At 52.0% G+C, this 12,290-nt stretch carries 9 protein-coding genes and 2 pseudogenes; 3 read left to right on the top strand and 8 right to left on the bottom strand.

Annotated features, from left to right (window positions below; genetic code table 11):
- Positions 1-44: 44 nt before the first annotated feature.
- The 6 genes and pseudogenes from ACM1PF_RS30015 to deoC form a co-directional block, all read right to left on the bottom strand.
- Positions 45-1,580 (bottom strand): stress-responsive protein Ycf46, encoded by a 1,536-nt coding sequence (locus tag ACM1PF_RS30015; protein WP_416670019.1) that lies wholly within the window; start codon positions 1,578-1,580, stop codon positions 45-47.
- Positions 1,581-1,692: 112 nt separating this feature from the next.
- Complete coding sequence (locus tag ACM1PF_RS30010) at positions 1,693-2,052, bottom strand: hypothetical protein (protein ID WP_416670018.1); 360 nt, start codon at positions 2,050-2,052, stop codon at positions 1,693-1,695.
- A gap of 201 nt (positions 2,053-2,253) precedes the next feature.
- Positions 2,254-3,402 (bottom strand): glycosyltransferase family 4 protein, encoded by a 1,149-nt coding sequence (locus ACM1PF_RS30005; RefSeq protein ID WP_416670017.1) that lies wholly within the window; start codon positions 3,400-3,402, stop codon positions 2,254-2,256.
- 57 nt (positions 3,403-3,459) lie between these two features.
- Positions 3,460-5,249, bottom strand: a pseudogene (locus ACM1PF_RS30000) (MFS transporter).
- A complete protein-coding gene (recO, locus tag ACM1PF_RS29995) occupies positions 5,249-6,175 on the bottom strand; it encodes a DNA repair protein RecO (protein ID WP_416670015.1) in 927 nt (308 codons plus the stop codon). Before recO ends, ACM1PF_RS30000 begins: the two are co-directional and overlap by 1 nt.
- A 102-nt stretch (positions 6,176-6,277) precedes the next feature.
- A complete protein-coding gene (deoC, locus tag ACM1PF_RS29990) occupies positions 6,278-6,955 on the bottom strand; it encodes a deoxyribose-phosphate aldolase (protein ID WP_416670014.1) in 678 nt (225 codons plus the stop codon).
- A gap of 188 nt (positions 6,956-7,143) precedes the next feature.
- Here deoC and ACM1PF_RS29985 point away from each other — a divergent pair, with 188 nt between their 5' ends.
- Positions 7,144-7,341: a hypothetical protein gene (locus ACM1PF_RS29985; protein WP_416670012.1), complete on the top strand. Its 198-nt coding sequence runs from the start codon at positions 7,144-7,146 to the stop codon at positions 7,339-7,341.
- Between the two features lie 336 nt (positions 7,342-7,677).
- Here the strand turns inward: ACM1PF_RS29985 and petL are convergent, their stop codons facing one another.
- The gene (petL, locus tag ACM1PF_RS29980; protein WP_416670011.1) at positions 7,678-7,773 is read right to left on the bottom strand and encodes a cytochrome b6-f complex subunit PetL; all 96 of its coding nucleotides are present in this window, start codon (positions 7,771-7,773) and stop codon (positions 7,678-7,680) included.
- A gap of 259 nt (positions 7,774-8,032) precedes the next feature.
- On the opposite strand from petL, the gene ACM1PF_RS29975 reads away from it, so the two are divergent.
- Positions 8,033-8,797: an MBL fold metallo-hydrolase gene (locus ACM1PF_RS29975; RefSeq protein WP_416670009.1), complete on the top strand. Its 765-nt coding sequence runs from the start codon at positions 8,033-8,035 to the stop codon at positions 8,795-8,797.
- A 195-nt stretch (positions 8,798-8,992) separates the two neighbouring features.
- A pseudogene (locus tag ACM1PF_RS29970) lies at positions 8,993-11,235 on the top strand (AAA family ATPase).
- Positions 11,236-11,380: 145 nt separating this feature from the next.
- On the opposite strand, the gene ACM1PF_RS29965 reads toward ACM1PF_RS29970, so the two are convergent.
- Positions 11,381-12,268: an aromatic amino acid exporter YddG gene (locus ACM1PF_RS29965; protein ID WP_416670008.1), complete on the bottom strand. Its 888-nt coding sequence runs from the start codon at positions 12,266-12,268 to the stop codon at positions 11,381-11,383.
- Positions 12,269-12,290 lie beyond the last annotated feature (22 nt).

Raw genomic sequence — 12,290 nt, 5'->3', positions numbered from 1 at the left:
TGACTAGCCTTTCCCCTCCTGTTGGGAGCAGGAGAGAAAGCCTGTTAAAACTCCAGTCGCTGATATTCAGCCACCGTGTCCGAAGCAGGACGGGCACGCTGTTGGGCCCATTTCCGTAGAGCTTCTACCTGCTCGGTCATGGTTCTGGAGAGTGGGAACGTTGCCCGGATGGCAGCAATGATGTCTAGCTGCGTGAACTCGCGGTTGTGGGCAAACGCATCGTACATAGCGGCAATAATGGCTTGTTCAATCTCGGCTCCAGAGTAGCCATCAGAGATTTTCGCCAACTGATCCACGTCAAATCGGGTGATATCGGAGCGACGCTTGCCGAGGTGAATTGAGAAGATTTGTCGTCTTTCGTCTTCACTCGGTAGATCAACGAAGAAGATTTCGTCAAATCGTCCTTTCCGTAAGAACTCACCCGGTAAACGCTCAACGCGGTTGGCAGTTGCCATCACAAAAACGGGGGATTTCTTTTCCTGCATCCAGGTAAGGAAGGAACCCAGGATGCGACTGGAGGTTCCACCATCGGAATCAGCCGATCCAGCTCCTCCGGCAAATGCTTTATCCAGCTCATCAATAAACAGGATTGCTGGGGAAACAGACTCAGCGGTCTTCAAGGCATTCCGCAGGTTAGCTTCCGATCGCCCCACCGTGGAGCCATCATACACCCGACCCAGATCGAGTCGCAGCAGAGGAAGCTGCCAGACATTAGAGGTTGCCTTAGCAATGAGCGATTTACCACAACCTGGAACTCCAAGCAACAAGACACCTTTGGGCTGGGGTAAGCCGTACTCTCTTGCTCGCTCTGTAAAGGCGATCGATCGCTGCTTTAACCAGAGTTTGAGATCGTCGGAACCACCAATGTCCTCTAACGTTCCTTCTTCTTCTAGATACTCTAGAATGCCATTGCGCCGAATCAGTTGCCGCTTCTCCGACAGAACAATTTCCACCTCAGACTCAGTCAAGCGTCCAGCAGTGACGTAGGCTTTACGGTAAACCTTTTCTGCCTCATCACGAGTCAAACCCAGGGCGGCTGAAAGCAGCTTCTCGCGGGTCTCCGTTGTGATCCTGGCCGCATCGGAACGGCGAGTCATTTGTTCTCGACGGGAGTGATCCAACTGGGCCGAAAGCACATGGTTTAACTCTTCCATGTTGGGCAGAGGATAGTCCACCACTGCCACCTCTTTCTCCAACTCAATGGGAACCTGCTGAATGGGAGACATTAAAACGATCGACTTGTGGGAATCCTTAAAGCTGGCGATCGCATCTCTGAGCCAACGGGTAACGGCTGGAGAGTCGATAAACGGATGCAAGTCTTTGAAGACAAAAATTCCTGGTTCTCGCTGGCGAACAACCCACTCGATCGCAGCTTCTGGGGAAACGGTGTTGTGCTGAGTGACATTGCGAGGTTGACCGTACTCGACAATCCCGTGAGTCACCGTCCAAACAAAGACGCGACGTTGAGGTTTGATCTGAGCGACTGACGCAATTGCCTGCTCTGCCCGCTCTTCTTCAGAAGTGACGAGGTAGATCAGAGGATATTGAGCCTGAACTAAAATACTAAGCTCTTCTTTCATGATCATCGACCTAAGTATGGAGACGGTGCAGATGTGCTGTAACTACAATGCTTCGAGGACGGAAACAAATCATCAATCTATTGAATGATCTGTGGAGAGAGTGATAGAGAGTTCACCCCAGTAAAGGGACTAATTCGCCTTGTTCACTTTCCTGGTCAGAATCAGAATGGTCTTCCGATACATTCGCGGATGATGTTCCATCTTCGAGGAGAACAGTAGGTTGTTGAACTACTGAAGTCATTTCTCCCTGCCTCATCACCAGCGAACTAGCACACTCTGGACAAGCATAAACTTTGTGAGTATGACCGTGGGCGGCTTCGACCTCTTCCACAACATCAGAGTGTTCTAGATAGAAAACGATGGCCCGTTCTGCGATCGTAGACATTGGTTCCAATTCAACCGCCGACCGAATCTTAAGTTGACGGTGCAATTCTGGAGGGAGATAGAGTGTGACTTTGTGTTTATCTTGCATATAACGACTACATGGTTAATACCCGGGTATGGAAGCCAGAATAATCCGCATAAACCCGGACTGTCAAGACGCTAGAACGGTATGACAGCAATATTGTTACATTCGTTTACATTGACAGGTGCTTTTGCAGGCCCTAAAAAAGCGGCAGTGATACCGCACGGCCGCAACTAAACTAAGGCTGAATAATGACTGTAGTACTTGCTAGACAGGGCTTTTAGAGTAAATGTGCTGTTGCTGAAGCACTTGTTGATAAAGCTCTTCTACCCGCGTAATGTTTTCACTGAGGGTATAGCGATCGAGGACTCGCTGGCGCGCTTTCCGTCCTAACAGCGTGGTGACCTCCGGGTGATCACGGAAGAGGGGAAGCAGGGTGCGTAGCTGAGTAGAAACCTGTTGAGTGCTGAGTACCACCCCGGCTCCTGCCTCCAGCACTTCCCCGTCGGCTCCGGCATCCGTGGCGACGCAAGCTACTCCACAGGCCATAGCCTCTAGCAGCGAGAGAGACAGTCCTTCCACCAGAGAAGGCAAAATAAACACATCTGACCCTCGCAGGATTTGAATTCGCTGCTGCTCATTGGCAATGAACCCCATCCAGACCACCCCCAGATCAGCTCCGTAATTGCTCATGAGCATGGGAGCCAGAGGCCCGTTACCCACTACAACCAACTTGCTGCCCGGTGCCATTTCCGCATGCTTCCAGGCTTTCAGCAACGATTCCACGTTTTTTTCAACGGCGATCCGTCCCTGATACACAAAAATGCGTTGGGCATTGAGTTCAGACTTTAGCCGAGAGAGTCCAGGAGAGTACTTATTGATGTCTACTCCATTGGGTATCACGGCCACTTTGTGAGGGGGAACCCCCAACCGTACCAGCAGGTCGCGCTGAATTTGCGAAAAGACAATGACCCGATGGTAGTGAGCCAGGAATGGCGCATAGAGCTGGTACATCAAATGCTGGGTACCAGAGGTGAGATTACGGCGTTTGTGATCGAAGGGCGGATGGAACGTGGCGACCAGGGGCAGCCCTAACTCTTCGCAGATTTCGGGGAGGACAAAATCGAGCGGCGAGAGGGTGAGGGAGGCATGAACCACATCCGGTTGCAGCTTTTTCAAGGCGCGAGCTAGCACCTTGGACGATCGCAGCGACGGAATCGTATAAATTTGCGATTTATAAAGAAATGGAATCGGAACTTCTGGGCACTCCGACGGGGATAAAGTCGCGTCGTCTTCTTGAGCAAAGTGGAGAAAACTGACCCGATGCCCCCGGTCTAACAAAGCGTTAGTGACTTCTCTGCCGTAGGTGACGTTGCCACAGAACGGAGATTTCTTTCCAAGCCAGGCAATATGCATTCACGTTAATTGCGGTAGTTGCGGAACATTTAACTTAGTATTAAGGATTCTAGAGGGTTATGACGCATTTTGATTGAGTTGCGTCCGAGAAATCGACCAAGCCAGAATACCACCTAATAGAGCCAAAACTGCCAATCCAATGAATACAGTTTGTAACCCAAAAAATGTTTCCGCTACACCCGCCAGGGCAAGGGGCAAGCTGAGGGCAATATTGATTGCATTATTCTGTAAGCCAAACACCTTACCCCGCATTTCCTCTGGCGTTTCTTCCTGAATTGCGGTTTGCATGGGCACCCCTACGATCGCGGCACAGGCTCCCAGGGCAACCAGGAGGGGCAGGGTTGGAAAAGGTGTTGGGTAAAAAAGGAAACTGCCGCTAGCGAGGCTGCCATTCCCATCGACCCGTAGAGGCTTAATTGCGCCCGTGAGAGCCGTTGACCAAACTGACCGACTCCCACTGCCCCGATCGCCATTCCCACGCCACCTGCTGCCAGCAAGAAGCCAAACTGAGAGGATTTGATTTCAGGCATGACCTCTGCCAGACGTACAGCCAGGACGGCCAGAGCTGCAAAAATCGAGAATAGAATGACCAGTTGAATCATGGCCAAACGGACATGGGATTGCTGCTTCAGGTAACGCAGTCCATCTCGAATATTGGCCCAGACATCTGGGAGGGACTCATCGGTATCCGAGGCAACCGTTTCCTTATTGTTCAGCAGCATTAAAATTAATCCAGCGATCGCATAACTGCCGCCCACCAGTAATTCTTTGCCAAAATCTGGATCGGTGAGCACCGGAGAGGCGATCGGAGCCAGGAAGCGACCCGCCAATTCCAGCAGCGGTTCTCCCAGAGCAAAGCCGACGATTACCGAAGCCATCATGGTCATCGTGTACAGGGAGTTAGCGGAGAGGAGGTGCTTCCGTTCCACCAACAGGGGAATCGCCGCCTGTTCCGCTGGGGCAAAAAACTGGGTCAGGGTAGATACCAGAAAAGTAACTACGAGCAACACCAGAAACCCCGCAGGCAGACCCGCAAGGGATCCAATTCCATGCACAGACCAGAGCAAGAGCGGCAAGCTCAGAACCAACACGCCCCGCAGCAAGTTTGTTGCTACCAGCACTGCCCGTTTGCGCCAGTGATCTACAAATACGCCCGCCACCGAACCGAACAGGACTGCCGGAATCGTAAAGGCAATCATCAACGAAGTCACCCAACCGCTGATGGTTTGCCCCTCGGATTGAAAGCGATTAGCGATCAGGGCAATCATCAACACCAGATACACCTTGTCAGCCAACTGAGAGAAAACCTGACCGCTCCATAGCTTCAAAAAGTTCAGGTTTTGCAAAACGGGCAGGAGTCCCGGCTCTGATTCTTCATCTGCTGGTGTCGGAGGCTCATTCAGAGGCTCATTCGATCGATCTGGGCTAAATCCATGCTGCCCAGGATTCCCGTTCCGTCCACCGCCATTGCCCGACTCCTGATCCGCGCGATCGCCCGTCAACGAGTTGCTGGAAGGGTGATGCAGCCGGCCTGGATTGGGGCCAGTTTTAGCAACCGCTGAAGCTGGATTGGTTCCCTCCGACTCATCCGAGTCCGATCGCTCCCCTGTCACCGAAAATGCCTTGCCTGGGGCAGGATATCTGCCTGAGGTAGGATGTTTCCGCTGGCTTCCCTGTTCCGTGGGGGAATTCAGCTCTGTGTGAAATACGTGATCGATCGCAGGTTGGAACCGGGGAGAGTGATTCGCCGCTCGACATGATCGCCCAGACTGAACCCTGCCAGACGACTCTAGGGAACCTGGCACTGTCCGAGGGGTGGGGGACTGGAGATCTGGGTTATATCGCATCATGGAGTGGGTTGAGAGAGAGAACGAACAGAAACAAAACAAAGATCAATCAGGGCTGCCGAACGAATGGGTCGATCAAAATGATACTGGGCGTAGTGCCGTAAGACTCGCTCTACCGCCAGCCAACTTTCCACACCTGGCGGAGTCGTCTGAGCGGTGGGATCGGCGTAGGCGGCAGCTCGATCGGCGGCTCGATGAGGAATTGGATCAGTTGCCGGATTAGAGACTCGATCGGGCATTGGCGGAACCTTGATGTCTGACAATTCAGCGATTGATTCAGCCGAATGCGGTGCAGGTAATTGCTGGAGTAACTGTAACTCAGTTGCCGTAAGCCGGGCCGACAAATCCAGGGGAGGAGGCGCAGACAAGCTAACAATTCCACCCGTGGTGATACTAAAGCCAACCCGCCAATCGGGATCGGTAAAGTTGGGAGAAATAGGCCGTTGCGTTACACAGCAGCTTTGCACCTGAGGAGCCAACCCTGCGATCGCCAACAGGTGAAACATGGATTGAGCTAAACAGGGCAGAATTCCAGAAGAGGGAGACTGTTCAAGCTGGCTCAACTGTTGCCGTAGCAAATGGAAGAGATCTGCTTGCGATTGGTCGCTGAGGGCTTGACACAGAACCAGCTCCGCGAGATACTGGCTTGCCGTGAGCTTAGACAAATCTTGACTTAATCCTGGATAGGACTCTAAACTCTCTGCCTGGATTACCTTGTCAAGATTTCGCCCCTTGGCAATCAGCAGTTGATTGACCACAAATAAGCTACTCCGTCCGCCCAAACTGGACTTGTACTTACGGGAACCTGGCGCAACCGCCCGCAGTAAGCCGTATTCCTCGGTCAGAATGGTCAGCAAGCGATCGGATTCCCCCAGAGGTGCGCTCTTGAGGTTAATACCAGTTGCCTTGTAGGTTCCGCTTGCCATATAAAGAGGATCAGAATAGAGAGGTCAGTGTAAATAGGGAGAGCGTCTGAGGCAGGGTTAGGATTTTGGGCTTAGATTTCTATACATTTATTCTCATACTTTTTAGCGATCTTCTTCCAGCCTATCGCGTTGGCGGATCAAATCAGGCCCACGAGAGGTTCCTAATCGGGTTGCACCCGCCAAAATTAGCTCGATCGCCTGTTCTGGAGTCCGAATTCCACCTGATGCTTTGATCCCTACACGGTCTTTGGATAGACGTTTCAGCAGTTTGACATCCTCAACGGTGGCTCCACCAAACCAGCCCGTACTGGTTTTGAGGAAGGAAACACCTGCATCCAGGCAGACTTCTACCGCCAGCTTTTTCTCATCAGCAGTCAGCAGTCCTGTCTCCAGAATTGCTTTGACCAGCGGAGCAATTTCGCAAATCTCGGCTAATTCCCGATGGAGATACTCGGTTTTTCCGGCTTTCAACCAACCCAGGTTAATCACTACATCGAGTTCAGTCGCTCCGTTCTCCAGGGCTTCCTGGGCTTCAAATAGTTTCGTCGCTGAAGTGGTTGCCCCCGATGGAAAGCCGATGACTGTACAAACCTGGGGGCGTTTGTTGTGTAGCAGTTCCACTGCCTGGGAAACGTGAACAGGGTAAACGCAGACTGCCGCAAAACCAAAGCGATCGGCTTCTGCACAGCACTGAACCACTTGCTGGGGGGTCGCGGTTGGAGCGAGAAGTGCGTGATCAATGAATTCTGCCAGGTTAATTTCAGAAGCTGTGTCTGCCATCCCTACTACCCACTGCATCTGCCATCACTTGTATCAGAAAAGGTAGGGGAAAATATACCCCCAAGTGGCTGAGATCGTGTACATCGACACAACCTCCAGGGATGGCTGGGCTATTCTTTTAATAGGAGAGAAAGGTAAATTTTTAGTTGTGTTCTCTCTATTGTGTTGAGACGTTTACTGAGGTTGATATGGCTGCTGTTTCTGCAACTCAAAGCCAGTTTTCTGAAAACGTAACCTGGGACAGCCTCAAGCGGGCGATCGCTGCGAGTTCTGGCTTCCAACGATGGCGGGCGGAGCAAGGTGAGTCGGAGGTTGCGTTTGAGGCTAGTTTGGATCAGTTGGTAAGTCGGTATTTGCGGGAGACGTTAGAAACGTTAGCTTACTAAGGATCGGGGATTCAATCCCCCTGGGCTGCTGTTCTGCTTCTCTGAGTGGGCAGGCAAGATGCCCACCCCATAAGAATTTCTGGTCAGTTGGTTTTTCTCAGGATTAAGGATTCAATTGCCTGGGCGATCGCCTGGGCTGTTGTTCTGCTTTTCTGGCTAGGCGGGCAAGATACCTACCCCACAAGAATTTTGTTCTGCTCTTCTGGCTGGGCGGGCAAGATGTCCACCCCATCAAGCGCATCCTTCCCTTCTTCCCTCTACCCCAATCCTTGGAAGGGCGAACGCAATTCGCCCCTACCCGTTGGGATGATTTAATTTCCTTATCTTTATCTTTGCCTAAATTAGCTTTGCGGAGCGCAATCCAAAATACAAACCCAGTGCGGTCGCAAAGGCTGCACCAACCAACACAACGTAGGAAATAACGCCAAACATTGATCTTCTCCAGACATGGACTATACAAAACCATTCAACCATTTTTCTGGACGCAATCTAACCTGCCTCTATCGTTCCTGCTCCATCGTTCCTGTTTTGGTGGGTCAATTTCTGAACCTGCTACATGGCGATCGTTTCTGTCCCAAATCCCGGTAAGCTATAGGATTGCAGTTTGTACTATTTTTGTAACCAACACTGCCTAGTTTGAAATTCTGAGTGTGGGACAACGATCGGGCATGACCCGCGAGGAGGTAGATCAATGAAACGCCGTCAATTTGTCCAATCTGCTGGAGCAGGGTTGCTGGCAGCCGCAGGGTTAGGCAGGGCAAAACAGGTGTTAGCCCAAACGGGGTCTGTCACGATCCAGTCTCTAGGGCATATGTGCTTTTTGTTTACAGGAGATGGGCGGCGAATTTTGGTGAACCCATTTCGAGCGATCGGCTGTACGGCAGGCTACCGGGAACCCCAGGTCAATGCAGATCTGGTGATGATTAGCAGTCGATTATTGGATGAGGGGGCGATCGAAGGTTTGCCAGGAAATCCGCGGGTGTTAGCAGATCCAGGGATTTTTGAGTTCCCCGGAATGCAGGTACAGGGCATCAGCACCGATCACGATCAGGTGGGGGGCAGACGATTTGGGCGGAATGTTGTCTGGCGATGGAACCAGGGCGGAATTGGTAATATCCTCCATCTGGGTGGTGCAGCGGCTCCCATTACGGTAGAGCAACAGATCCTTATGGGTCGTCCAGATGTCGTGTTCATTCCGGTTGGTGGTGGGCCCAAAGCCTATGGCCCGGAGGAAGCCAGAGCCGCAATTCAAGCCCTCAACCCCAGAATCATTATTCCAACCCAATACCTGACTCAGGCAGCAGACACCGCAGCCTGTGAGATTGTTGCCCTCGATAACTTCCTGGCGTTGATGGGCGATACCCCGATCGATCGGCGGAGTGATTCCATTAGCCTCAGCCCGGCGGATTTACCGGAATCAGGATCCAGGGTGGTGGTGTTGGATTATGTGTTTTGAGAGTGAGGAGTGAGGAGTGAGGAGTGAGGAGTGAGGAGTGAGGGGTGAGGGGTGAGGGGTGAGGGGTGAGGACTGATGCAGGTTGGGGCTGCTGATCGGGTCTGAGCGATCGAATCGGTGCTTGCGAGATAAGATTAGAAGTCGAAATCAGCCATATCATCCGCGATCGCACTGAACTGGAGCCTCCTCCCTCCCATGACCCTGTTTGAGCAGCACCGGCAAACTTTGACTGAAACTGAAGCTCCGCTAGCGGCCCGGATGCGACCTCGGACGCTGGATGAGTTTATTGGGCAGGATGCGATCGTGGGTCAGGGGCGATTGTTGCGGCGGGCGATTCAGGCAGATCAGCTCTCATCGTTGATTCTCTATGGGCCACCGGGAACGGGAAAGACAACCCTGGCTCGAATTATTGCTAATGCAACTCGCGCTCATTTTATTTCAATCAATGCAGTCCTGGCGGGCGTGAAGGACATTCGAGAGGCGATCGGCACGGCCCAGGACAAACGGGGGATGTATAGCCAGAAAACGATCCTGTTCGTGGATGAGGTGCATCGCTTTAATAAGGCACAACAGGATGCCCTGCTGCCCTGGGTGGAAAATGGCACGGTAATTTTGATTGGAGCGACAACGGAAAATCCCTACTTTGAAGTGAATAAGGCTCTGGTCAGCCGATCGCGGATTTTTCAGCTGAAACCGCTGGAAGCGAATGATTTGTACCGTGTGGCAGAACAGGCTTTATCCGATCGGGAACGAGGATATGGACAGTTAAAGGTAGAGATTGCGCCAGAGGCATTGTCCCATTTAGTGAATGTGGCAAACGGTGATGCGAGAGCGTTATTGAATGCTCTGGAACTTGCGGTGGAGACAACCCCTGCGAACGAAGAGGGCACGATCGTGATCCCGTTATCCGTCGCAGAAGAATCCATTCAACAACGCGCAGTTCTATACGATAAGGAAGGCGATGCTCACTTTGATACGATTAGTGCCTTCATTAAAAGTGTACGCGGTTCTGATCCCGATGCCACCCTGTACTGGTTAGCGCGAATGGTTTACGCCGGAGAAGATCCGCGTTTCATTTTTCGGCGACTGTTGATCCTGGCGAGTGAAGATGTGGGACTGGCAGATCCGAACGCAGTGGGAATTGTAAATGCCTGTGCCGAGTCGTTCGATCGCGTGGGAATGCCGGAGGGTCGCTATCCCCTGCCCATGCTGCCCTGTATCTGGCAACGGCTCCTAAATCGAATAGTGTAATGGGATTCTTTGATGCCCTGGCGACGGTAGAGCAGGAGCGGGAAGGGGAGGTGCCCAACCACTTACGGGATGCCAAGCGAGATAAGCATGGATTTGGTCATGGGGCTGGCTATCTGTATCCCCATTCCTATCGAGAGCATTGGGTGGCCCAGCAATATTTACCAGGAAGTCTGCAAGGTCAGGTGTTTTATCGACCCTCCGATCGCGGTTATGAGTCCCAGGTACAGCAGCAGGTAGCTCGGCATCGAGAGGCGCAGTTAACGGCAATGGTGGAGGGAACGGGAGTCGCCTTACCGGAAATTCTCACCTTCAGTCCGGCGGATTCAGTTACCGATCGCTGGCTCCAACGCACGATCAGCCAAACGGGAGAACGGCTGGCGATGATCCGCGATCGGGTGTTTTCTTTAGCCAATCCGCAACGGCATCATTTGATTCTGGATGTGAATGCTGGCAGTGGATTACTTACCTGGGAGGCTGTCCGGCAGGTTCCAGAGGGGGGAGTCTTTGCCTGGGTGGAGCAGTCCAGCGATGCAGAGGCGTTACGAGAGCAGGCGATTTTACTACCCGAATTACGTCGTCCAGTGGTGCTCCAGGTAGATTTCTCCCATTTAAATTCTGCTGATACTTTTGATGACAGGATTGCCCAAAAAATTGGCAACCAGATGCAGTTCGATCGCATCATCGGGCGAAATCTTCTGTTAAACCAACCCGATAAAGTGGCAGTGGTGCGATCGTTGATGAATCGACTACAACCGGAAGGAATGATCGTATTGGCGGAAACGATCGCTCGGCAAACCCAACGGCTTTATCAATTGGTAGAACCCGATCGAGTGAGTACAAAGCTATACCAGAAATGGATTCAGGCAGAGGAAGCAATCTACCATGACTTACAGAATCCAATGGTGAATTGGGAGGTGATGGAGTTAGCGTCACAGTTAGAAACCCAGGGTTGGCAGGTTAACCTACAAACAGAATCCATCCAAAATCAATTCAGTATTACTGCGGCACTACTCGATCGCTGGTTCACAACTAACCCCGATCGGCCCAGCTACGCAGATCAGCTTGCCCATCATTTATCTGAATCAGAAGTGACTAAAATTAAGAATGTTCTAACTCAATCATTACGGAATCAAGTTGTGAATTGGCATGGAGCGATCGGATTTTATCGGATCAAGCCGGTGGGGTAGGGGCAAATAGCGATCGTCCGTTCAAGGAGTAGGGAGTGGAGAGTAGGAAATAGGAATGTAGGGGCGAATTGCGTTCGCCCATTGATGAAATGAGGTAGGGATGAATTGCGATCGTCCATTGATGAATGAGGTAGGGAGAAAGGAATTAGAGTTCCGATCGCTTCAGAAAATCCCCAGCCGCCAGCACTGCACCGCCAATAATTAGCAGACAAGCAAGTCCCAGCACCCAGGATAGTTCAGCCAATCCACAGGCGATCAACAGCAGGGTTGAGAGGAGAGGAGCAGTGTAGGAAAGTGCTCCTAGCAGCTTGATGTTGCCGTGCTTTACACCATAATCCCAGGTAAAAAAAGCCAATCCAACTGGGCCCAATCCCATGCCTAGAATAGCTGCCCACTCCCAGCCCATTGGCCATACAGTTGTCTCAAACGCTCCATGACAGAGCCACGCCAGAACAGCCGTTACACCACAAAATCCACCCACCGCATCCGTTGGAATTGCCCCATAGCGACGGGAAAGAACAGAATAGCTTGACCAGGTGACAGCACAGATCAGAGCGGCGAGATAACCGATCGCATACTGGGGGTCAAAGTCCAGATGAGTTCCCCCTGTCACCAGTAACCCTGCCCCCAGAAAGCCCATGCCTGCACCAACTCCATGAAACCAGCGCAACTGCTCGCCAGGAAGCAGGGCGGAAAACAGGACAATCAACAATGGCCACAGGTAAGCAATCAAACTGGCTTCAACCGCAGGCGCGTTTTGGAGAGCGATAAAGTAAAACAAATGATAGCCAAACAATCCGCCAATACCGAGTATCCATGCACCTTTGGGCAGCTTGAGATGATGCAAAATGTTACCGCCTTTGTGGAACCAAAATATCAGCCCAATCAGAAAGGCGATCGAAAAGGCCATTGCAGTGAGTTGAAACGGCGGAATCGTGCCGCTCTGAGTAGTGAGCAATGCCAGGGTAGACCACATCAGAATAGCGGTAAAGCCAATCAGGGTGGGACGGAGGGTGCGGGGAGTGGAAGTCATGGTCATCTATGGGCGAAACCTC

The organism is Egbenema bharatensis FJBBOT/2019, assembly GCF_048077055.1.
Lineage (GTDB): Bacteria > Cyanobacteriota > Cyanobacteriia > Elainellales > Elainellaceae > Egbenema > Egbenema bharatensis.
The sequence above is the reverse complement of the archived record's forward strand: the minus strand, read 5'-3'. Positions and strand labels throughout refer to the sequence as shown.

Bases quoted from the DNA above. Each gene is read 5' to 3' on its own strand.
- ACM1PF_RS29975 (WP_416670009.1), top strand. From the start codon at position 8,033: ATGAAACGCCGTCAATTTGTCCAATCTGCTGGAGCAGGGTTGCTGGCA.
- deoC (WP_416670014.1), bottom strand. From the start codon at position 6,955: ATGGCAGACACAGCTTCTGAAATTAACCTGGCAGAATTCATTGATCAC.
- ACM1PF_RS30010 (WP_416670018.1), bottom strand. From the start codon at position 2,052: ATGCAAGATAAACACAAAGTCACACTCTATCTCCCTCCAGAATTGCAC.
- ACM1PF_RS29985 (WP_416670012.1), top strand. From the start codon at position 7,144: ATGGCTGCTGTTTCTGCAACTCAAAGCCAGTTTTCTGAAAACGTAACC.
- petL (WP_416670011.1), bottom strand. From the start codon at position 7,773: ATGTTTGGCGTTATTTCCTACGTTGTGTTGGTTGGTGCAGCCTTTGCG.
- ACM1PF_RS30015 (WP_416670019.1), bottom strand. From the start codon at position 1,580: ATGAAAGAAGAGCTTAGTATTTTAGTTCAGGCTCAATATCCTCTGATC.
- ACM1PF_RS30005 (WP_416670017.1), bottom strand. From the start codon at position 3,402: ATGCATATTGCCTGGCTTGGAAAGAAATCTCCGTTCTGTGGCAACGTC.
- recO (WP_416670015.1), bottom strand. From the start codon at position 6,175: ATGGCAAGCGGAACCTACAAGGCAACTGGTATTAACCTCAAGAGCGCA.
- ACM1PF_RS29965 (WP_416670008.1), bottom strand. From the start codon at position 12,268: ATGACTTCCACTCCCCGCACCCTCCGTCCCACCCTGATTGGCTTTACC.